Source organism: Sphingopyxis sp. MG, assembly GCF_002953155.1.
Classification (GTDB): Bacteria; Pseudomonadota; Alphaproteobacteria; order Sphingomonadales; family Sphingomonadaceae; genus Sphingopyxis; species Sphingopyxis granuli.
This window is the reverse complement of sequence record NZ_CP026381.1, coordinates 1,348,060-1,369,356: the sequence shown is the minus strand read 5'-3', so window position 1 is coordinate 1,369,356 and position 21,297 is coordinate 1,348,060. Positions and strand designations below refer to the sequence as shown.

The window sequence follows — 21,297 nt, the reverse complement described above, 5'->3', positions numbered from 1 at the left end:
CAAAACTGAATGCGCTCGAGGGATAGGTGAGGACGATATGACGTCAGCGAATGACAGCACGTTGCCGGACGGACCGCTGGCGGGGGTCAGAATACTCGAAATCGGGCATTATATCGCGGCCCCGCATTGCGCGATGATGCTCGCCGATCAAGGCGCCGACGTCGTCAAGCTGGAGCCGCTGTCGGGCGATCCCGGGCGGCAATCGCCTCCCCTCGCCGACAATGGCGAAAGCCTCGCCTTCGCCTGCCACAACCGCGGCAAGCGCAGCGTCGCGATCGACCTGCGCGATCCGGCGAACCGCCCTGCCCTCGACTCGCTGCTCGGCTGGGCCGACATCGTCGTCACCAACTATGCGGCCGGCATACCCGAAAAGCTGGGGTTCGGCTTCGACCGCCTGCAGGAGGTCAACCCGGCGGCGTCGATGGTTCACATCACCGGCTATGGCGCCGACGATCCGCGCCGCGATTTCCTTGCATTCGACCCGACGATCCAGGCGATGAGCGGCTTTGCGGCGCTCAACGCGACGATCGACGGCCCGCCGCTCGCCAGCCCCTTCTTCATGGCCGATCATTCGGTCGCGATGAACGCCGCCTTCGCCGCGATGTGCGCACTGTGGGAACAGCGTCGCACCGGAAAGGGCCGCTTCGTCTCGCTCTCGATGATGGAATCGATGACTTCGCAGCTCAGCTATCACATCCCCTCGGCGGGGGTGAAGGGCAAGGTCGCCGGGCGCGGCTCCGGCTTCGGCATGTTCGACATGTTCCCGACGAAGGATGCGCCGATCTTCCTGGCGCCCGGCGCGCCCGACATGTGGAGCGCGCTGTTCCGCCTGCTTGGCCACCCCGAATGGATACCCGAAAAGGGTGAGAAGCTCGACCTCGCGTCGAATCCCGCGCGCATCATGGAGGTGATGAAGGCCGTAACCGCCTGGCTCGCCGAGCGCAGTTCGAAGCAGGCCTTCACCGAATTGCAGCAGGTCGGCATCGCGTGCGGCGTCGCGCGCAGCGTCGAACAGCTTTATCAGGAGGAGCGCGCCGACGAGACGAGCGCCATCGTCTTCGCCGAACTGGCTCGCGATGGCGGCTCGGTGCCGGTGCCGGGCGCGGCGTTCCGCATGATGCCCGACGGATCGGTTCCGACCGGCGTCCCCAGTCTTGGCGCTGATACGCGCGCAGTGCTGGGCGATCTGGGGCTAAGCGGCGACCGGCTCGACGCGCTCCAGGGGCACACCGCCGCCGCGGCGTCCTGATCCGAACGAAACGAGCCCTCGATATGCCCGATTCCCATGCGGACGAGCCGTTCAGGCGCGAGGTCCGCGCATGGCTGGACACCCATTGCCCACTTGAAATGCGCGGCCCCGCCGACGGCGAAGAGGATCACTGCTGGGGCGGCCGCAACCCCGAATTCAAGAATGATGCGCAGCGACGCTGGATGGAGGCGATGGCAGCGCGTGGGTGGACCGTTCCCGACTGGCCGGTCGAATATGGCGGGGGCGGCCTTTCGTCCGGGCAATGCCGGATATTGAAGCAGGAACTGGCGCGTATCGAAGCGCGCAACCCGTTGTTCAGCTTCGGCATCTCGATGCTCGGCCCGGCGCTGCTGAAATTCGGCACCGAAGAGCAGAAGCGCCGCTTCCTTCCCGAGATCGCACGCGGCGAGATCCGGTGGTGCCAGGGTTATTCGGAACCCAACGCCGGCTCCGACCTTGCCGCGCTGCAGACGCGGGCGGACGACAAGGGAGACCATTGGCTGGTCAACGGCCAGAAGATATGGACCAGCTATGCCGACAAGGCCGACTGGATCTTCTGCCTGACGCGCACCGACCCCGCCGCGCCGAAGCATCGGGGGATCAGCTTCCTGCTTTTCGACATGGCCAGCCCGGGCGTCACGACGCGGCCGATCCGGCTGATCTCGGGCCTGTCGCCATTCTGCGAAACCTTCTTCGACGACGTCCGCGTTCCCAAAGACCAGGTGGTCGGCGAGGTCGGCAAAGGCTGGGACGTCGCGAAATTCCTGCTCGGCCACGAACGGGAGATGATCGCCGGCATCGGCCTGCTCGGCCCCGAGGAGGGGCTGGGCGCCGAATTTGCCGATCTGCTTGCGGCCGATCCCATCCTGCGGGCGGAGGTCGCGGCGTTCGACGTCGACGCGCTCGCCTTTCGCGCGATGAGCGAGCGCTTCGTCGACGAGCTGAAAAGCGGCCGGGCGCACCCCGTGCAGCCGTCCCTGATGAAATATGCCGCCACCGAATTGCACAAGCGCCGCCACGAACTGCGGATGGCGCTCGGCGGCACCGCCACGCTCGAATGGGAAAGCGAACGCACCGCTTTTGGCATACCGGCGCGAGAATGGTTGCGAACCAAGGGCAATTCAATCGAAGGCGGAACCAGCGAAGTCCAACTCGGCATCATCGCCAAACGGCTGCTGAACCTGCCGGGCGCCTGAACCGGAAGGCGGCCGAACATGTCGGTAGCGGGAACCACAAGGGCGTACTAATACCATATAATTAAACAGAAATATTACCATTTATCGCACGGCTACCCACACATGTACCCTCATCTTTTTTTGGTACGAAAAAGGGAATCTAACCGAAGCAGAGCCGGTAAATTGGCGTCCCAAACTTGGAGCGATTCGACGTTCGTCAGGCCCGCCATTCTAACCAAGGGCATCTTGTTCGATACCATCGCCACATCTCCGATTTCTGCGCTAGCGAGCTATGTCGCAACGCGGCTCATGCTGGATGCAGGATACCTCATTCGTCGTCATCCCGATCAGCGATCATCCTTTTTAAGCAAGCGGTTTTCCAGCGTCAGGTCTGCTACGCATTCCTTGAGCGCACGGGCTTCGCGGCGCAGGTCGTGGACCTCGCCCGTAGTCGCGGCACGGGCAGTATCGCCTGCGAGCCGCCGCTTTCCGGCCTCCATGAACTCCTTCGGCCAGATGTAATAGAGGCTCTGGGCAATGCATTCCTTGCGACACATCTCGGCGATGCTGTCCTCGCCGCGCAGTCCTTTCAGCACGATCCGGATTTTGTCCTCTGCAGAGAAGTGCCAGCGCGTCACGCGCCGTATGTCCTTCACCACCCGCTCAGCAGAGGCCTTCGGCGCCGATTTCTTCAAGGAGGATTTGGTCTTCATCGTAACCGTGGTGTGAAGCTTTCAATTACCCATAAGTCGAACGGATGGCGTTAGCGCCGATTTTGATATCCATAAGCCGGGACCATCCGCGCCAGATCACGATGTTGCCAGGCGGCGGATCATGGGCTCGGGCCAGGTAACCGCCGAGCCGCGCGATCTGGGTCAGGTAATCGGAGAGGGTTCTGCCCATGGGCGCCCTATTTCGAGAAGCCGCAAGGTGATCAATCAGGGCGATTTCATCATCAGTCAATGCGAGTTTGGGGGATGCGGCAGGCGCGGCGCGGTTGATCATGGTCACCCAGAACAGTCGCCAGGATAGGATGCAGAATATCGCGATCAGATTGGCAAGGCGATCGGCGGTCCGGAGCCGTGCATCCTCGGCGCGGCAGCCGGATTTGAGTATCTTGTGGAAGAGCTCGATCTTCCAACGCTGGGCGTACCAGTCGAGCTTTTCGATGGCCTGGTCAGGCGTCGTCACTGGTAGATCGGTGATAAGCCGCCAGTCGACAGGAGCCCGGCCTTCGGGGGCCCCACATTCACGGGCATGCAGGACGGTCAGACTGAGGGGCGGATAGCGCTTTTGCTTCCCGATCGGCGGCAAGACCTGGATACGCCGATAGCGTAGCTCGATGTCGGCATGATCATCCTTGCTGACGGCGACCCGATGTATCGCCTGTACGGACACTTCGCTCATTTCGTCGGCAATGGTGTGATCACCGTCGCCGGCCAGGCGATCGACACAGGTGCGGACAAGAAAATGCGTGCCGATCGCTTGGGCCTCGCAGAAGAATTCGTAAATATCGTTCTCGCGGTCGCCGATATGGACCAGGCGATCGGGCTCGCCCAGCAGGGCGGCCGACTGGCGCATGTTTTCGAGCCAGCGGTAGCTCTCCTTTTCCTCGATCGGCACGCGGGTGGGATTGATCCGGCGCTTCAGCGCGTTGGTGCCCTTGAACTTGGTGCGGGTCCAGAATTTCGCCGCCGTCAGCCCAAGCGGTAATCCTTCGGGCGTGACCGCAAGGCTGGAGTGCATGAGCAGCCCGCAGACCGTATGAAGCCGCAGCCGACCATTTTCATCGCGTCGGCTGGGAACCAGGCTAATGGCACCGATTCTTTCGGGATCGCGCCGTTGATAGGAGAATTCAGTGGTGTCCTGCAGAACGAGGATAAGCCCATCAGTCGCGGCAACGCGGGCCCGCGTCGCCTGGAGATGGCCCGCGAGGATATTGCCTTCGTTTACCGAACTATTCGACAAAAAGCGGTACGCTGCCTTGGTATTTGCCCAGTCCTGACAGGCCATCGGGATCGGCGCGCCAATCGCTCCCGCCATCTGTCCCAGCATCGTGCGCAGCCGCTCGCCCAAGCGCTTATCGCGAAATGCGCCGAGATCGACTTCCTCATCGGCCCATTTGACCGCATCGAAAACAGAATTGCTCATTGTGCACCCCACCAACCGTTTCAGGTGCCAGGAAAGGAATCATGTCCGATTCCGGGCAAGCAACGGCCATGCGACCAACGGAATCACGCCAACGACGAGTTGTGGGTAATTGAAAGCCTCACCGGACGGGTACATTTCGGGGACAACTGGCGACATCGTATCGAGATCGAAGAGATCTCATCCACCATTCCCGGCACCAATTACCCCCGCTTCGTCGATGGCGAACGGCGAGCCCCGCCCGAAGATGTCGGTGGCACACCAGGGTTCGAAGAGTTCCTTGAGGCCATGTCCAAGCCGCGTCATCCCGAACGCAAATCCATGATCGAATGGTATGGCCGACCCTTCGACCCCGCCGATATCAGCCCCGACGAGATCAGCGCATGCATGGCAAAGCTCGCCAAGCGAAGGGCGCAGGGAAAAGCCGCCTACGCCGACGCTAAATCCCGCGACAGCTAATCGATGGCGGTTTCCTGACCACGCTTACTCTTCATCTTCGTTCCTTCGTCACTACGACGAAGACCAAATCCTCCTTACATCACAACATCAAATCTGTGCCATGGATGCTGACGCGGACAAACACGCCTACGCTCTCCTTCGGGGGGACGCCATTGGAGGTGGCGCGAAGTTGGGCGTTACAGCTCTGATCTTTTCAAACAGTGCCCGCCGCTCTGGATCCGATGCATCAGCGTCCGCCTCTGGTATGATATCGCCGTTAAGCTGTGCTCGCATGCCATCCCATCTTCGCTTGAGCACGGACCAATGGTGGTCGTCATAGGAACCAGAAATAATGACCGGGCGAATGACAATCCTGGGGGGTGGGCTCGAAACATCCCCCGATTCCAAATACGCTTCCGCCTCGCGCGACCACTTACTGTTGATTCGGTCGACTCGGCCAATTTGCTGCTCGACGTGGGCCGGGTTCCACTCCAGGTGGAGCAACACAACCATTCTGCATGACTGATGGAGATTTAGTCCTTCTCGTCCTACCATTGATTGCGCCACCAGAACTTGCGGCCAGCTTCCTTCGCGATTGAACGCAGCTTGCAAGAGCCGCCGCGTTTGTGGTGCCGTATTACCATACATTAAACGGGCAAAGTGACCCTCACGCCCCGCGAAGTCGAACAGGTGCTCGGTGAGACGCGCCTTCACGTCAATGTCAGAATCGTCTGCCTGGTCCCCACTTGTGATTTCGGCAACGAGGGATCGAAAGGCCGCCAACAAGGCGCCCTTGGTCCAATGTTGATGTCGCTCGGAGAAGCTGCGCTGATCTTCAAGCGCAGCTAGGAGCGCTGAATTGCCATCACGTCTTCCGGCGTCTGCTAGCCAGAACTCTCTGAGGTCGGACACTTCTGGATCGTCGGCGAGTTCACGGCGCATTGCTTCGAGATTGGCTCGGCGCGCGGTCTCAAAACGGCTTGCGCGTTCACGCAGGGTCTTATCCACCGCATCACGATCGAGTCCGCGCGTGTTCACGGCCGGGTCGCGCAGCGCCGCCTTCAGCGCAGCCTCTCGTTCACTGTCGAGTTCGCCAAGCCCGGCCTGAGGCCATCTGTTTTCGACCTTGTCGTCGGCGCAGAGCCGTCGAACCATCTCACGCGCGTCGAGCAAGAACGTTAGCGCGCGCATCGGTTTGATGAACCGGCCAAAAACGAGAACCTTGTGTCCGGCTCTTACGGCGAGTTCGATTTCCTCAGCAGTACGGACTACCGCGGGGTGATCAAACAAGCTGGTGCCCTCCCCACCAAGCAGTTCGCGGCTAAAGCGCTGCCATGGGCCAATCGGCTCGCTCGGCGAATCCGCCTGCATTAGCTCGTCGTCAAATGCCTGCAATCGAGCCATTTCTCCAGCCGCGTCGCGAAGAGAGCGACCGCTAGGCAACGACAGCCGCATCCGCCGATCCTGAGGACTCAAGCGCTCTTCATGCAGTTGAGAAAGCGCTTCGCTGGTAAGGAACATCCGTCGCCATGCTAACGGCATTTTTGAGATCGGCACTTCAATCGGAATAATCTCGCGATGCGAGCCACAAGTTTCCGCGAAGCGCTTGAGCAGGTCGTCCTCTCGTTTGTCTCGCCGCAACACCCATGGCGCAAGTGCAGAATGTAGAGCGCGGGAAGCTTCAGTGTATCGATTCACTAAATCCAGTGTGAGAGCTTCATCAGCCTGGATGTTCTGAACCTCGCGATCGTACCGCTGGATCGCATCCGTCATTTCCGTCAGATGTTCGCTTTGAACGCCCAGCCGAGCGAGCGTGTTTGTCCATTGATCAGGGTCGAGTTCAACCGGTGTGGCCGTCATGCCAAGATGAAACGCAGTCTCTGACTTCCAGATCAATGTGTCCAGCACGCGTGATAAGGAACTCTTGGCGCCGCGAGTCTTGTGCGCTTCGTCAATGACAATGAGATCAAACTTGCCCAGAGCCCGTCCCATGGCAAGGCAGAGAGCCGTGCGAAGATCGGAAGTTCGATGCGTAAGGCCTTCACAAAGTCGCTGCTGTTCATGATGGGGGAGCCCCGCCAAGATGCGTTCGGCGGCCGCTCGCGCAACGTTCTGAAAGGCCCCTATGTTCGGATCGCGTCGATAAGCGCGCGTCCCTGCATGCACTTTCAAGATGGCCTCAAGCAGCGCCTGGTACTCGGTCTCAGTGCCTTCCGTTTGCACGAGACGACCAAGGGTGTGGGACAGCAGGAGAAGAGGCTCCTCTGCCCAGGCCCCAGAGGGTAGCTGCAACTGCAAGCGCCGATCTGCCAACTCTCGTTCACGCCTTTCGCGCAAAAGCTGTCGATCTGAAAGATGCTCTGCGCGAGCATATGCTTGAATAAATGCCCAATAGGACCGCAGCGGAGATAACGTGTGATCCGCTATGTCAAATCGTCTCAGTTCGGACTGCCACTGAGCCCCGAGGCCTGGCGGTATGATGATCGCGGCTCGTCCACCGCTGCGCTGCACCGATTTGATCAGCGCAGCGGCGATAAGAGTTTTGCCCATGCCAACTTCATCGGCAAGTAGTGCTGCCCGTTGGCCTCGACGCAGACGTTCGCAGATTGCCAGGAGCGCGGCGCGCTGGCCATCCTTCAGTTTCGTTCCATCTGCTAGAGACTTACTGCGGGCGATCGCGTCCAGGCGGTCGGCAACCTCGGTCCATTGTAGTGTCATACAGCTCGACCTTTAGTCGGCACGAGCGACGCGCATTTCTCCAACTGCCAGTGTTTGCGAATTCGCGCGATCACGTGGACGAGCCGGTCTCGCTGTTTTGCGTCCAAGCCGACCGGCTGGAACATGGGCTCAAGCAGCGTGGAGAGGGGGTCAATTTCACACTGGCGCAGCGCAGCGATCATTTCACTTTCGGTTTCCGTAATCGCTTCAAGGAGCTCATCGAGGCGGTTGGCCCATCGTTCCCACTCGGCGGGAGTTCGCGCGCATTGGTATGGCCTGCTGCCGGTTTGGTGGACACCGAGATAGGGTGTTTCCACCTATCGGAGGTCCACAATGCAAAGAAGGAAGTTCAGCCGCGAGTTCAAGCTTGAGGCGGTGAGGATGATCCGCGAACGCGGGGTGACGATCGCCCAGGCATCGCGCGATCTGGATGTGCATGCGAACGTGCTGCGTAAATGGGTTCGGGAGCTTGCCGCCGATCCGGGTCATGCCTTTCCCGGTCACGGTCAGATGAAGCCGGAGCAGATGGAGATCGATCGCCTGCGGCGCGAGCTGGCCAAGCTGAAGGCGGAGCGCGACATCCTAAAAAAAGCCGCCGCCTACTTCGCGAGGGACTCGATATGAAGTTCCAGTTCATCGCGAAGCACCGAGGGATCTGGCCGGTGGCATGGATGTGCGGGGCGCTCGGTGTCTCGCGAAGCGGCTTCCATGCCTGGCTGATCCGCCCGCCGTCGCAGCGTGCCCGCGACGACGAGGTGATCGGTGCGAAGGTCCGCGCCAGCCATGTAGGAAGCTATCGCACCTATGGTGCGCGCCGTGTCTGGCACGACCTGCTGGCCGACGGGATATCCTGCGGCCTGCACCGGATCGAACGGCTCATGCGGGCACAGGGTCTGCGAGCCAGGCCGCGGCGACGCGGGCTTCCCAAGGATCATGGCGATCGCTCGGTCATCGCCGGCAACGTGCTCGATCGCCAGTTCACGGCCGACAGGCCGAACCAGAAGTGGGTGGCCGACTTCACCTATATCTGGACAGCCGAGGGATGGCTCTATGTCGCCGCGGTGATCGACCTGTTCTCGCGCCGGGTGGTCGGATGGTCGATGAGCGTCAACATGACGGCACAGCTCGTCACCGACGCGCTGATCATGGCGATCTGGCGGCGCGGCAAGCCCGACGCGCTGCTGCATCACTCGGATCAGGGAAGCCAATATACCAGCGAGCAGTTCCAGCGGCTCATGGCCGATAATGGGGTCACCTGCTCGATGAGCCGGTCCGGCAATGTATGGGATAATGCCGCCATGGAGAGCTTCTTCTCCTCGCTCAAGACCGAGCGGATCGGGAAGAAGGTCTACCGCACGAGGGCGCAGGCGAAGGCCGACGTGTTCGATTATATCGAATGCTTCTACAACCCGACCCGGCGTCACTCGACCCTGGGTTACCTCAGTCCTATCGACTTCGAACGCGAAGCTGGGGTAGCCTGAATGAACCTATCTCGGTGTCCATCAAACCGGCAGCAGGCCACTTGGCGGAAGCAGTCGGCAAGGGGGCGTCCGGAGCCAATCGCGCGAGTCGCGTCAAGTTTGAGCCATTGGCCCAGGCTTTCAATTTGTTCTGCTCTAGCTTCAAACTTTGGAGAACTCGTTCGCCCGACGGCGCCAAACGATACATATTAAATCGCTGACTCGCGCCTACAACGAGGCCCAACCGCAGCAGCGGCTCGACAGTCCCCATCCGGTAGGGCTGTGTCACGTATGCCCCCCGTGCGCTCAAGGCTTTGAAGCTTGTATCAGAGACACCCGCGAGCTTGCGGTGGCCTCGCGCTCTCTTGCGTCCTTCCTTTAGTGCTTGGACCATGATGGCAGCTTCGATAGCATTGGCACACGAGAGCGGCCGAACCTGATTACCAATCTCCTCAGCTAACCAGACGCCGAGAAGAGACCACGCGATGGGCATGCCAAAGCTGAGCCCACCAAGCCCTGGGACGGATCGGTCGTTGTAGTGCCGGATTGCGACCGTCAATCCGAGCGTCTGTAGGCGGCGGTATGACGGAGCTGAGTCGGGAGCAAACGTACCCCACTGGACGCTCATCGCATCCCCCGGTCAGGTGTCATAAGATCGATGCGTTTGGTAGCGCCACACAACACTTGTCCGAGTGTCAAATCACCAGTCTCGGTCCAGAACACGGCAGCGCCCCGCACAGCCTTGTCACCCCTTTTATCGACAGCATCGATGTAGGCTGCCAGTTGCGGCCAGTATCGTTCAAATCGCAGCTCATGATCTGCCACCGCCCCACTCTTGTGATCGACGATCATGAAGCCGTTGGGGCCTTCAGCGATAAGATCCAGAATGATGCTCTGACTTCCACCATCTGAAAGAGGAACCTCGATCGGTTGCTCGACATGCAGTCGCGGATAGGCGAGCGTTGCCTCCTCGATCACGTGATCGAGGTCGTCGAACCCGGGGAACTTGGTGCTAAACGTGCCTGCCCTGGGATCGAGCTTATGGTCCAGCCCGCAAACAACGACGATTGGCCACTCCCGTCCCTTGGACGCGTGCCAGGTGACGATCTCGACGCCGTCGGCCTCGCTTCCCGAGGGGTTGGGTCGCAGGTCTTCGCCCTTGAGGCCAACCTTGTTTTCAAGCCAGCCGAGAAAGACGTTGGCGCCCTGTCCATAGAAGCCTGACGCTTCCCGCATATCGCGGTGAGCATCGATGAATGCCGCGGCTTCCGCTTCGAACCGCAGCAGGTCTGCTCTCATCTGGGCCGGGTCTTCAAGTTTGTCGCACCATCCGCGAAGTCCGGATACTTCGATGACCTGGTGGACCAGGCGGTCAACCGGTGTCGCAAGCGAGGCTGGCCAAAGTTCCTGCAAAGCAGACAATCCAGGTGTATCGATCCGACCTTGCTGGGCAAGCGCGCTTATCGCGCCTTGGAGTTCTATCGCTCCTGGGCCGAGCGTAGCGGTGCAGATGGCCGCATGGCTATCCGCGCGGCATTCGTTACCATGTCACCGAAGTCGATGACGCCGAGTTCCCGCTTGCGGGTCTCGTAGTCAGCCATGGCCGATTGCGCGCCTTCCACGAGCGCGCGCGCATGAGAAACCGCGTCTTCAAGTGGGCCTGGGTGATAGGCCAGCGTGTCGGCCGCTGCCATGACCGCGCCGGCCAGGTCGTCATAACCATCCGGAGTCGGACTGCCGCGCTTGGACTGGCGAAGATCACGCAGCCGCTGCCAGGACCTCCAGTCCTTCCTTCCGCTCGAAAGCAATTGTTCGGCTTGCTTCAACGCGCGGAAATTATCCCGGAAAGCCGTCTTGGCGGCAGCACTCCCGGCGTCATCAGCCAGCGATCTCGGAAAGGCGAGGAGAAGCGCTCCTACAGCCTTTTGCAAAGCTGCTGCCAAGGCTTCTGACGTCCCGACAGGCTGGCGATATCCTTTCCTGATCGACGCCTCGACGAAGTCGGCCATCGCCGGGTCGCCTCCCCGCGGCCCAAGCGTCCGTAGGAGCGCGATGACGCCGAGCAGCGTCTTGCGGAAGCTGTCTTCGGCCGTGTCGTCCGAGGTGAAGCTACCCCGGTAGCCATGGGCCCCGAGGTTGCGGGAGAGCTCGTTGAGCGCCTCGTTCTCAGCGATCGAACGGCGGATGAGCAGGTCCTGCTCGTCTTCGGCGATGAGACGTTGCTGCGGCGAGGAGCCTGCGGCGAAGGCATGTTCGACCAGCAACCGCCGTCCAAGGCCATGGATGGTGGAAACATAGGCTCGCTCTACGGCCAAGGCCGCTTGCAGGTTGCCATCAGCAACCAGTGCTCCACGGATCCTCTGGCGCAGTTCGCCAGCGGCGGCCTCCGTGAAAGTGACGGCCAATATCCGCTCGGGCCGCACTTTGCCTTCGCGCACCCACTGGGTGAGGGTTTCCTGGATGTGATGGGTCTTGCCCGCCCCTGCGCCGGCGGGAACGATCGAGAGCTCAGTCATCTTCATTGTCCACCAGGGCTACCGAGGGGTTGATGTCGTCGCGCATGAAAGCGGCGATCAGCGGGCTGTCGTCCAGGGCATAGGTGCCGAGCGCGGCGGACCGCTGGAAGAATTTCTCGTCAGCTGTCGTATTGGTATCGAGGCGGCCTGCCTTGAGAGCATCGAACCGAGCCGAAATAAGTGCCAGCGCATGCTCGGCAATATCGCCGGCGACGAGTTCGACCTCGGCGCTATCGAGCTCGTCGATCCCGTTGAGCAGGACGTTGCCATCGTTAAGCGTGTGATAGGCGACGGCCGGGAGCTTCGACCACCCATCGAGCGCCTCCGCGATGCGAACAACGTCTTCGCTGCTGCGCTCGTCGAGCCGAACGCCCATGCGCCGGTAGAGATCGACCTGCAGGTCCCATCCCTTCTGGAGGCGCTGACGCCGCGCGCCCGAGCTGCTCTTCTTGTAATCCACGACGACCGGCTGCCCATCGGGAAGTCGTAGCAGGCAGTCGGCCTTGCCGTGGACGGGGTGACCGAACAGTTCTCCCGACAGCCAGAACTCGTTGCCCACGATCTCGGCGTCCAGTGACTTGAGGACCAACGACCAGTGCTTCGCTGAGTTGGTGATTTCTGCCTCGAGCATGTTGCGCTCGACCGCCCATGCCGAGGCCTGGAGGAATGGTGCCAGCGTGCGAATGCGGTCCAGCAGGAGTCCGGGGACCTTGGCTTCGATCTCCTCGCTGGACGGATGCAGCTTGCCCGGCACGAACAGGCGCTCGAAAACTTCGTGGGCGAGAGATCCGCGAATCATGACGTCAAGCGCCTCGGGCTGCCAGGACACGTGCTCGGCCCCGAGCTCTGACAGGACCCAAGCGAGGGGGCTGACCAAGAGCTTTTCAAGCCGGCTCGGGCTCTGCGCTCGCGCCGACCCGTCCTCCTTTTGGCGGAGCCCCAAGAGGTCGAAGTCGAACGCGTAGTGAGACGGCACCTCCGGCATCAGCGCCGGCTCGATCACCGGCCTGGACTTCCAAGCCACCAGCCTGTCCCAAATCGTCCCCTCGCCGTGGCCCATGGGCACGACCAGGTCTTCCGGGTCCTTGATCCCTTCCACGAGCCGGGAAATGAGCGGCAAGCTCGACGACACCGAAAGCAAGCTGCCACTGCGATCACGCTCCGACAGGAGCAAGACGACCTGCTCGCTAGCTGCACCGACCTGGCGGGTGAAGAGCTCCAGCGCGGCAGCAAGTTGCTGCTCCCGCGATGGCAGCTGGATGCCAGTCATGTCTGCAATCGATGCAATTTCACTATCAAGAAAAAACGGGTTACCCGCGGGCGATGACGGATAGGCACCGTCATTGAACCCCAAGATGATAAGCTTACGAAACGGCCGCCTGGGTGTTTCGTGGTCCACCATCACCGCGATACCACCGAGGAAGTAGGGGCCCCTTGTCGATGGCGCCGCCTGGTAGGCAGCTGCCACCTGGATGGCCTTGTCCAGTTCAGCTTCTGCAGCGTCGTTGGCGTTACCAAGCGCTGCGACCAGCCGCGATGCTTGTCGCTTCGCTTCAGCGACGTCCTCGGCGCGTAGCTCGTTTTCGCTGAGCAGCCCCTGGAAGGAGCGAACCTGTTCCTTGAGCTCGCCGTTGGTCAAGGGCGATGCCGAGCGGACGAGAGCGAACAAGGCGGCCGGCCGGCCCGTGAAGTCACGGGCCGCCCTTGGCTGGAAGTCGCCCGCCATGGCGGCAGCCGCCAGGGCCGTTCCCACGTCTTCGGGCCAGCAAAGGACTGGTGAACAATAGAGCGATGCGAGCGCCATGGCGGGAGCTGGCCGGCGCCGGCATTGAAGGAAATGCAGGAGAGCCTCGGCACCGATGTTCCTCCGCTCGGCGGTGCCGGGAAGCGACGAGGCAACCAGTCCAGCGTGCGCGAAGGTCTCTGCCAGGTAATGGCCATATTCCGCGCCGTTCGGGACGATGATGCCGATGTCGCTGGCGACGAGACTTGTATCGTCAGCCAGCCATCGCTGCACGATCGCCGCCGCGGCTTCGCATTCGGCAAGCGAATCACGGACGGACAACAGGGCCAGGCTGTCGTCGAGCGGCATGGCAGGGGCACCTGGATCCAGGAGGTGGCGTTGAACATGGCCTGCCAGGCATGATCCTGGTGCACGCGCCACCTTCCGGTCAGAAACCAGGCGAACGACGTCATCATCGTCCTCGCCCAGCCGGCCATGGTGGCTCTCGATATGTTCGAGCACCGCGCGCTCCAGCGGGGCCAAGTGACCATGGTCTCGATCCCAGGCAACCTGGAACGGCTGCAGCGCGTCGCTTGCCTCGCAAGCAAGGAACGCCTTGAGCGTCGCGAGATCGGTCGGAACGAGGGCATCGCTGCTCGCCCAGATATCTCGCAGCGCGTCCAAGTGAAGCCGATGCGGGTGAAGGTGGCGCATATGCGTCTCTGCGACTCGCGCGCACCCTATGTCCGGGCCTATCCGCGCGAGGGCCAGGAGATGCTGTTCGATGCCCATGCCCGGGCGTTCGCGTTCTTCGGCGGTGTGCCGCGACGCGGTATCTACGATAATATGAAGACGGCGGTGACGGCCGTGTTCACCGGCAAGGAGCGTGTGTTCAACCGCCGCTTCCTGATCATGACCGATCATTACATGGTCGAGCCGACCGCCTGCTCGCCGGCGGCGGGATGGGAGAAGGGCCAGGTCGAGCAGCAGGTCCAGACGATCCGAGGCCGCTTCTTCCAGCCGCGGCTCCGGTTCGCCAGCCTGGCCGAGCTCAACGGGTGGCTGGAGGCCGAGTGCCGGCGCTGGGCCGAGCATCATGCCCATCCCGAACGCGGGGATATTACCGTCGCCGAGGCGCTGGATATGGAGCGACCGGCCCTGCAGCCGATCCTGGCACCGTTCGACGGCTTCCATGAGAGCGAGCATGCCGTCACCGGCACCTGCCTCATCAGCTTCGATCGCAACCGCTACTCGGTCATGTCGACGGCCGCACGCCGGACCGTTCAGGTGCGCTCCTATGCCGATCGCATCGTCATACGCTGCGGCGATGCGATCGTCGGGGAGCATGAGCGCCACTTCGGTCGGAACCGCACGATATACGATCCCTGGCATTATCTGCCGGTCCTCGCGCACAAGCCCGGCGCGCTGCGTAACGGCGCACCGTTCCAGGACTGGGATCTGCCGCCCGCCCTGCACCGATTACGGCGAAGGCTCGGCACCGGGGACGAGGCCGATCGCAGGTTCGTGCGGGTCCTCTCGGCGGTGCTCACCGATGGCCTGGAGCCGGTAGAGGCTGCCGTGCGCGAAGCGTTGGCGAACGGAACGGCCAGCGACGAGCTGATCCTCAACATCCTCTCCCGGCGCCGCGAGCCGGCGACACCCCACAGCATCGTCACTTCGGAAGACCGGATGCTGCAGCATCCTCCGCTCGCCGACTGTGCCCGCTATGATCTGCTGCGAGGCTATGATGCAGCGGCATGATATGATCGACACGATGCGCGGCCTCGGACTCAAGGGCATGGCGGCGGCGTTCGACGAGGCGGTCACCACCGGCCTCCAGCGCAAGCGCACCACCATGGAGATACTGACCGACCTGCTCCGTGCTGAGGCGACCCACCGGGATGCAGCCTCCATCCGCTATCGGATGACGGCTGCGAGGCTGCCCGTGGTGAAGGACCTGGAGCGGTTCAGCTTCGAGGGCACACCGATCAATGAGGAGATGATCCGCTCCCTTCACGATGGCTCCTTCCTCCCGCCTCGCCGCAATATCGTGCTGGTCGGCGGCACGGGGACAGGCAAGACCCACCTCGCCATCGCGATCACCGCCAATGTCGTGCGAAGGGGCGCTCGCGCCCGCTACTTCAACACCGTCGATCTGGTGACACGCCTCGAAGAGGAGACCCGGATCGGCAAAGGCGGGACCCTGGCGGCGCAGCTGTCGCGGCTCGACCTGATCGTGCTCGACGAGCTCGGTCAGCGGGTTCGGAATGGCGTCGGCCACCACAGCTTCGGCCAACCAGTCCGGCGTGTAGTATTCACCGAGCCGTTTGCGGGTGTCGGCGCCGATAATGCTCTCGTAAAGCACCTTGAGGACGTCCTGCTCGACTTGGCTCCAGTCGAAACGCGCGAGGCGGCGCGCCAAGGTGCGAATGAAAGGCTCGCCACCCTCGACTTCGGTGATCCAGTCGAAAAAGTCCGGCTCGACGACGCCATAAATGCCGCTTTCGTCAAACCGCTGACCCGAAAGCAGCGAGGCTGGCGCAATCGTCTGGACGTCAAGGCCAAGGACGGCGTGCGCGATGATTTCAGCCGAGTTTACGAGCAGCGTATGCTCGATAAACAGCTCGTCGGTATCTTCGAACTGTGTCCCGAGCGCAGAGGTGAGCAGGCGCGACCAGAGCCGGCGCTTCATTTGGACGGTGGGATTGCTGCCATGTTCGGCGTAAATGGCCGCCAAGGTTGCGCGATCGAGCGCATATGCGCTGCTGCCAGCGCCCAGACGTGCGTGAATGGCCTGAGCAGTGGGCTGAAGCGCGCGGGTCGTCGCGAGCACGCCTTCGAGCCAGACAAGCAACCTGTCGACGTCGCCGACACCCGTTAGCGAAATGTCGGTGACAGCCCGCAATTCGTCATTCTGCAGGTCGTAGCAAATCCATTCGACCCCATCGGTGAGCACTCCGACATAGCGCTGCCCGGTCTGTTCGCAGCGTGCCGCTACATAGCCAGCTAGTTGCGCGATGGCGTCCTGCCGGGTTCGCGCGCGACGCAAGTCACGCTTCACCTCGATGACCGTCGAACCCGCCTCGATGTCAATGCGTCGTCGATCGCCTACGGGCGCTTCAAGGCTGACGACCTGCTCATCGTCCAATTCGAACGGTGCAGTAAGAATGAATTGCCGGATATCGGATTGAATATCCGCCTCGGTTCGCTGATTGCCGCGCTCCAGAAGTCTCTGCACAATCTCAATCACAAAACTTCAGCGCCCCCGATCACATAAGCTCTTCCGTCTTCAGCTTACGCGATCGTTTCGCAAGCACAAACTTGCGCCCGCCGCTTGGCCGATACGTCATAAAGATTTGCCGCGTCGAGGCGATGCAGGGGGAGCCAAGCTGCAAGCGGTGCCCGGAAAGCGCATCCGGCAGCTTTTTTGCGGACAGCTCTAAAAACCGACAGACCGCAACCGGCCAGAACGGCATCTTGCCGATCGCAATGGAACGCGTTCGGTCCGTTGCCTCACTCCCCGATCTTTCAGGCGTCTGCGTGCGCCGGCGTGGGAAGCGGTGCCGCTGGATCACTCGCATAGACGTTCGCTGCGGGCGTCTTCAGGTGGGCCTCGAGCAGATCAAAAATTGTCGCATCTTCCCCGGCATCGAACTTACGCGCGAACAGGTCTGGGCTCAGCGTCAGCCGCAACGCATCGGCCGCGACAAAGGTGCGCGGGCGCAGCTTGATGTCGCCATCGGGGACCCAGTCGATTGTACGCAGATCGTCGTTCATCACTTCGCCCAGTGCGCGGCTGTTCATCATTAGGGTCTGGAAAAAGGCTTCGTCCGGGATGAAACTGCGCCGATAGAATGTCTTGAAGCGTTCGGCGCTCGGATGATGGACGGCAAAATGGCAGAAGCTGCGCGTCACGGTTTTCCACCCGTCGCTTTGCTCTCGCTTCCCCGGTTCTAAACTTGGCTTCCTGCATTCCGGTTCGGAACGAGATCTACGGATGTAACGACGAGCAGCGAGGAGCCCGCCGTCGCGGACTTCCACGCCGTTCGAACGCTGTGGAACGTCCGCTCTCTTTGGTGTGCCGCTAAAAGCGGACAGTCTCCAACCAGCCAATCGCCTCCATCCGTGCGTTTCTCTTTTTGGCCATTTTGGCCATAGGAGAACGATCATGGGTAGGTCAGAATTCGACTATTTACCTCCTCGACCGGCGTGGAATGCCGGTCGAAAGGTAGGTGCAAAGCGGCCGTTAAAACCACGGCAGATTTGGGCAATTCGCTTCCACTTGGATCGAGAGCATCGGCTTCGAGATCGGGCGCTGTTCGATCTCGCAATCGACAGCAAGTTGCGAGGCTGCGATCTTGTGAAGATCAAGATCGGTGATCTCGTCGCCGGCGGTGAGTTGAGAACGCGGGCGATGGTGATCCAGCAAAAGACCAATCGACCAGTTCAATTCGAAATCATGTCGGATGCTCGCGGGAGCCTCTTGGCATGGCTTGAGCGGCGTGGTGGATCAATCGAGGATTTTGCATTCCCCAGCCGGATCGACCACTCTGCTCATATGAGCACGCGTCAGTATGCACGTCTCGTCGACGAATGGGTCACGGCGGTTGGCCTTCGAAGCGAGGATTACGGGACGCACTCGCTACGCAGAACGAAGGCGTCGATCATCTATAAGGCGACTGGGAATCTGCGTGCCGTGCAGATTCTGCTCGGTCACACAAAGATTGAAAACACGGTGAGATACCTCGGCGTCGATGTTGAAGATGCGTTGACTCTGGCGGAAGGCATCGAAGTCTAACGATCAAATCTCGGTATCCTAGAGAGCGAGCGCTCTGGATTGCCTCGGAACGTCCGCTCTCTTTGTTTAGTCCCCGAAAGCAGACTGTCCGCAACCGTTGAGAGTTTCGGACGCCGGCGGGCGTCGGAAAGTCTTCGATGCCCGAACCGCGGTGGTCATGAGCCGAGCTATGGGGAAAGCTGTTCTGCGCTGATGCTGGGGTAGCCAGTTGCTGCCCAAAAGCGGACGTGCGCGATAGCGGACCGTCGGGATATGGGTCGCAAAAGCGGACGTGGAAATGGACTTAGTTCTTGGTCATCTCGGCCGCGTTGACCACCTCGTTTACGGAATGCGAAGCAGCCTCAATCACTGGGGTTCAACATGGAGGTTAGAAGTAGCCGGCACGGCATGGGCCTCGCGGCGCAGTATAGTCCGGATCGCGTGGCTCGCAGGGACAAATGCGGCTTCATAGGAGAACGCGTGCCAGTCGATGTTGGCGCGGGCACCGATCTGGTCCTGATGCAGCTTGTCCCGCACGCTCAGTGTCCGCTCCACGGATTCATCAAGCCCATGCTCACCCACATCGTCGTAAACTGCGCGTAGCGAGGCCCGCCACTGGTTCCGGGAAACTCCCCGGCCATCGGAACCGTCATGGCCGTTCTGACTCAGCCATTGCGCCGCGCCGAGCCCCTCGATCACCGAGAATGCACCAACGCAGAATTCTTGGATCAAGTTCTGGTAATATGGCTCGAACAACATAGGTCGGCCGTTCGGCGGGCGGAACCGGTGCGGGATCACTAACGCGGTCTTTAGCTCGAGCCCGACCATTAAGTGCTTTAGGTTGGAGGTAAGTCGGTGACGCACCGCCGCGTCGATATCCATCGGGATATTCCGATGTAGCCAAGGAACCCAATCTGCGGATTCCGAGAGATTCACGTAGCCATCGGGCCGATCGCCAGGTTGAGTGATAAAGAACATATGTGAGCGCTAGCCTCTTCGGAATTCGCATGCAAATTGTGACTAGCCCTAGGTTCTGCGGTCCCCGGGGTTCCCACCGCCGGTCTAAATCGACCAAGTTATGCAACACTCGGTCCGCTGCGCTGACGCCCGAATGACCAACTTGCACCACTATCGCGCATGACGCCCGATATACTCATACCAATGTGTCGTTCCATTACGGGGCGCCATGGAACCAAGGTGAAGTCGCGCGAGCGCTCGATCAGTGCATGGCGTCCGCTCGTCATCTCGACGACGCGGACCAACCGGCCGCGCACTACCTGCTGCGACTTTGTCTCCGCAAACGGCATTCCGATCTCATCGGACAGCTGGCCGGCGACCCGCAACAGCTCGCGCCGCTGGAGCGTGGCCAGCATCCCGCGTCGATAGACCGTGTGCCCGCCCTGCTCCTCGGCAAGCTGTTCTGCAATCAGCCATTGCCGCCGCGCGGCCTGTGCGGCGCGGACCTCGCGCCCGAAACCGGCATCGCGAAGCGGGATCGGCGCATCGGCGACCAGTTCGCGATCGATCCAAGTCGCGGCGTCGACAGTCGTCAGCTTTTCAAGCGAACCAGCCGACAGGATCTCGATGGCGACGGGCCGATCGCGCAACTGCCTCGCCTCGAATATTTCGACCTTCTCCAGGTGGTCGGGGGTGATGGCCCAGCTTCCATCGACATCGCGGTCGATGGTTCCACTGATACGGCGCATCGCCTCGAGCCTACGAACATGGGTCTCGGCAAAGCGCTCGCTGGCGGCCGGGTCATGCTTCAAATGGGCGTCGATCGTGTAGCGGCCATCGTTCATAGCGGCGACCTCAACAATGGTGCGGTCGACAGGTCGAACGCCACTGCCTCGAGCCGAGACCTGGACGATCGCATTCTCGGGAATAGAGCCGACCGCCTCGCCCTTCCCGATCTCGGCGTAGTAGGTGCGACCATCGACCGCCTCGACGATGACGTAATGACGATCAGCATGCTCGTCGGACAGGCCGCGTTCAATGAGGCGTCCCACGAGCGGGCGATCGGAAGCCGCTGGATCGAAGATCGCTTGGTCCCCCCAAGCCGGAACGATCTCCCTCGCCGCGTGGGCACGCTGCATGGTGCGGATGATATCGCCGCGCTCACCCATGTGGCGCAACGTGTCCGCAAGCCCGGGCGCCAGCCGCCAATGCGCCGCACCGTGCCGGGTCGCCAGCCCGAGCCGTTCCAGCTTCTTTAGACGTCCCAAGCGGATGGATTGATGAAGAGCCCCGGGCGCGTTCGAGCTGACGAGAATAATCAACCCGCACCCCGTGGTCGCCGAGCGGATCGCGTTCAGAGAGGGCGAGATTGGCTTAGACAAGAACTACGATCATGGCACCGAGGAGTGGAGCAAGGCGATCCCGCTCGACAGCGCGGAACGCCGTCTGCTGCGCATCTTGGATGCGATCTGCAAAAGCCTCGAAGCACGCGAGGTGGTCATCGAAAAGAACGAACGCGGCGAGCTCGCGGCGCGCATGGGCGAGGACGCGATCGCCTTCCAACTCCGCTACCGGATGAAGCAAGTCAAAATCGCGATCACGCCGGACGACTGGCGCTGGAAATTCAAGGGGCGAGACGCATTTCGGCAAGTCCTCGAGCCAACCGACGAACTGGTATTCGAGATCAAGACATGGGTGCCAGCGGGCTTCCGCCGCAATTGGCGTGAGGGGACCAAACATCGACTCGAAGGCCAGGCGGGTGACATTGTCGCCACGATGCTCGCGGCATTTCCTGTTCTTGCCGCGCGGCGCGAAGAACGGGAGGAGGAAGCACGGCAATATAAGATCAGGCAGGAACGGCGACGCGAACAGGAGGAAATGGAACGCCTCGACCGAAACCGCTTTCGACGCCTAGCCGAACTTGCGGAAGCGTCTCGCAAAGCTGCCCTCGTCCGCGATTTGGTGGCATCGCTGCGCAGCGCGGACCTCGACCCGGAAGCGATGATTGAAGACATGACGGTCGAACAATGGCTTGAGTGGGCCGAGACAGCTGTCGCATGCCATGATCCCATGTCCAACCCGCTGAGCGTGTTGAAGTCTGTCGCGGCCGTACGGGGCTGGACCTATTCCGACTGA

The 21,297-nt window shown here is 61.5% G+C and carries 16 protein-coding genes and 3 pseudogenes; 9 read left to right on the top strand and 10 right to left on the bottom strand.

Translation table 11 applies throughout. The features are described from left to right. The first annotated feature begins 37 nt into the window (after nucleotides 1-37). Nucleotides 38-1,249 (top strand): CaiB/BaiF CoA transferase family protein, encoded by a 1,212-nt coding sequence (locus C3E99_RS06280; protein ID WP_076075696.1) that lies wholly within the window; start codon nucleotides 38-40, stop codon nucleotides 1,247-1,249. A 23-nt stretch (nucleotides 1,250-1,272) separates the two neighbouring features. After that, nucleotides 1,273-2,445: an acyl-CoA dehydrogenase family protein gene (locus tag C3E99_RS06275; protein WP_104959563.1), complete on the top strand. Its 1,173-nt coding sequence runs from the start codon at nucleotides 1,273-1,275 to the stop codon at nucleotides 2,443-2,445. A gap of 338 nt (nucleotides 2,446-2,783) precedes the next feature. Here the strand turns inward: C3E99_RS06275 and C3E99_RS06270 are convergent. After that, nucleotides 2,784-3,137 (bottom strand): annotated as a pseudogene (locus C3E99_RS06270) (transposase); the annotation flags it as partial. A 25-nt stretch (nucleotides 3,138-3,162) separates the two neighbouring features. Next, nucleotides 3,163-4,575, bottom strand: coding sequence for an IS4 family transposase (locus C3E99_RS06265; RefSeq protein ID WP_104959562.1), 1,413 nt, complete (start codon nucleotides 4,573-4,575; stop codon nucleotides 3,163-3,165). Between the two features lie 24 nt (nucleotides 4,576-4,599). On the opposite strand from C3E99_RS06265, the gene C3E99_RS06260 reads away from it, so the two are divergent. Beyond that, nucleotides 4,600-5,031, top strand: coding sequence for a plasmid pRiA4b ORF-3 family protein (locus C3E99_RS06260; protein ID WP_199775071.1), 432 nt, complete (start codon nucleotides 4,600-4,602; stop codon nucleotides 5,029-5,031). Between the two features lie 126 nt (nucleotides 5,032-5,157). Here C3E99_RS06260 and C3E99_RS06250 read toward each other — a convergent pair whose 3' ends face one another. Both C3E99_RS06250 and C3E99_RS19670 read right to left on the bottom strand, forming a co-directional pair. Then, nucleotides 5,158-7,728: a DEAD/DEAH box helicase family protein gene (locus C3E99_RS06250; RefSeq protein WP_104959561.1), complete on the bottom strand. Its 2,571-nt coding sequence runs from the start codon at nucleotides 7,726-7,728 to the stop codon at nucleotides 5,158-5,160. Continuing rightward, nucleotides 7,725-8,045, bottom strand: a complete 321-nt coding sequence (locus tag C3E99_RS19670; RefSeq protein ID WP_158682162.1) for a hypothetical protein — start codon at nucleotides 8,043-8,045, stop codon at nucleotides 7,725-7,727. The genes C3E99_RS06250 and C3E99_RS19670 overlap by 4 nt, the downstream gene beginning before the upstream one ends. Before the next feature lie 16 nt (nucleotides 8,046-8,061). Between C3E99_RS19670 and C3E99_RS06240 the strand changes: the two genes are divergently transcribed. Then, nucleotides 8,062-9,209 (top strand): IS3 family transposase gene (locus C3E99_RS06240; RefSeq protein ID WP_104959270.1). Its coding sequence is split into 2 segments (ribosomal slippage): nucleotides 8,062-8,320 and nucleotides 8,320-9,209, totalling 1,149 coding nucleotides; the frame shifts between segments, so codons are not numbered across the junction. A 603-nt stretch (nucleotides 9,210-9,812) separates the two neighbouring features. Here the strand turns inward: C3E99_RS06240 and C3E99_RS06235 are convergent. The 3 genes from C3E99_RS06235 to C3E99_RS06225 form a co-directional block, all read right to left on the bottom strand. Beyond that, nucleotides 9,813-10,487: a hypothetical protein gene (locus tag C3E99_RS06235; RefSeq protein ID WP_104959559.1), complete on the bottom strand. Its 675-nt coding sequence runs from the start codon at nucleotides 10,485-10,487 to the stop codon at nucleotides 9,813-9,815. 179 nt (nucleotides 10,488-10,666) lie between these two features. Further along, nucleotides 10,667-11,704 (bottom strand): UvrD-helicase domain-containing protein, encoded by a 1,038-nt coding sequence (locus C3E99_RS06230; RefSeq protein ID WP_158682160.1) that lies wholly within the window; start codon nucleotides 11,702-11,704, stop codon nucleotides 10,667-10,669. Continuing rightward, complete coding sequence (locus tag C3E99_RS06225) at nucleotides 11,697-14,111, bottom strand: PD-(D/E)XK nuclease family protein (RefSeq protein WP_234002624.1); 2,415 nt, start codon at nucleotides 14,109-14,111, stop codon at nucleotides 11,697-11,699. Before C3E99_RS06225 ends, C3E99_RS06230 begins: the two co-directional genes overlap by 8 nt. A 3-nt stretch (nucleotides 14,112-14,114) precedes the next feature. Between C3E99_RS06225 and istA the strand changes: the two are divergent. The 3 genes and pseudogenes from istA to C3E99_RS06210 form a co-directional block, all read left to right on the top strand. Next, nucleotides 14,115-15,188 (top strand): annotated as a pseudogene (gene istA, locus C3E99_RS06220) (IS21 family transposase); the annotation flags it as partial. Continuing rightward, a pseudogene (locus C3E99_RS06215) lies at nucleotides 15,175-15,681 on the top strand (ATP-binding protein); the annotation flags it as partial. The pseudogenes istA and C3E99_RS06215, both read left to right, overlap by 14 nt. A 756-nt stretch (nucleotides 15,682-16,437) precedes the next feature. Beyond that, nucleotides 16,438-16,704 (top strand): hypothetical protein, encoded by a 267-nt coding sequence (locus tag C3E99_RS06210; RefSeq protein ID WP_104959556.1) that lies wholly within the window; start codon nucleotides 16,438-16,440, stop codon nucleotides 16,702-16,704. Nucleotides 16,705-16,955: 251 nt separating this feature from the next. Here C3E99_RS06210 and C3E99_RS20285 read toward each other — a convergent pair whose 3' ends face one another. After that, nucleotides 16,956-17,342 (bottom strand): beta-1,6-N-acetylglucosaminyltransferase, encoded by a 387-nt coding sequence (locus C3E99_RS20285; protein ID WP_234002623.1) that lies wholly within the window; start codon nucleotides 17,340-17,342, stop codon nucleotides 16,956-16,958. 253 nt (nucleotides 17,343-17,595) lie between these two features. Here C3E99_RS20285 and C3E99_RS06200 point away from each other — a divergent pair, with 253 nt between their 5' ends. Then, on the top strand, nucleotides 17,596-18,225 hold the full coding sequence (locus C3E99_RS06200; protein ID WP_104959555.1) for a tyrosine-type recombinase/integrase: 630 nt from the start codon (nucleotides 17,596-17,598) through the stop codon (nucleotides 18,223-18,225). 345 nt (nucleotides 18,226-18,570) lie between these two features. Here C3E99_RS06200 and C3E99_RS06195 read toward each other — a convergent pair whose 3' ends face one another. Next, the gene (locus C3E99_RS06195) at nucleotides 18,571-19,086 is read right to left on the bottom strand and encodes a hypothetical protein (RefSeq protein ID WP_104959554.1); all 516 of its coding nucleotides are present in this window, start codon (nucleotides 19,084-19,086) and stop codon (nucleotides 18,571-18,573) included. Nucleotides 19,087-19,280: 194 nt separating this feature from the next. After that, the gene (locus tag C3E99_RS06190; protein ID WP_234002622.1) at nucleotides 19,281-20,483 is read right to left on the bottom strand and encodes a DUF3363 domain-containing protein; all 1,203 of its coding nucleotides are present in this window, start codon (nucleotides 20,481-20,483) and stop codon (nucleotides 19,281-19,283) included. A 10-nt stretch (nucleotides 20,484-20,493) separates the two neighbouring features. On the opposite strand from C3E99_RS06190, the gene C3E99_RS06185 reads away from it, so the two are divergent. Next, the gene (locus C3E99_RS06185) at nucleotides 20,494-21,297 is read left to right on the top strand and encodes a hypothetical protein (RefSeq protein ID WP_158682154.1); all 804 of its coding nucleotides are present in this window, start codon (nucleotides 20,494-20,496) and stop codon (nucleotides 21,295-21,297) included.

Coding starts and splice junctions, on each gene's coding strand:
- C3E99_RS06280 (WP_076075696.1), top strand. CDS start 38: ATGACGTCAGCGAATGACAGCACGTTGCCGGACGGACCGCTGGCGGGG.
- C3E99_RS06275 (WP_104959563.1), top strand. CDS start 1,273: ATGCCCGATTCCCATGCGGACGAGCCGTTCAGGCGCGAGGTCCGCGCA.
- C3E99_RS06265 (WP_104959562.1), bottom strand. CDS start 4,575: ATGAGCAATTCTGTTTTCGATGCGGTCAAATGGGCCGATGAGGAAGTC.
- C3E99_RS06250 (WP_104959561.1), bottom strand. CDS start 7,728: ATGACACTACAATGGACCGAGGTTGCCGACCGCCTGGACGCGATCGCC.
- C3E99_RS06235 (WP_104959559.1), bottom strand. CDS start 10,487: ATGAGAGCAGACCTGCTGCGGTTCGAAGCGGAAGCCGCGGCATTCATC.
- C3E99_RS06230 (WP_158682160.1), bottom strand. CDS start 11,704: ATGACTGAGCTCTCGATCGTTCCCGCCGGCGCAGGGGCGGGCAAGACC.
- C3E99_RS06200 (WP_104959555.1), top strand. CDS start 17,596: ATGGGTAGGTCAGAATTCGACTATTTACCTCCTCGACCGGCGTGGAAT.
- C3E99_RS06195 (WP_104959554.1), bottom strand. CDS start 19,086: ATGGATATCGACGCGGCGGTGCGTCACCGACTTACCTCCAACCTAAAG.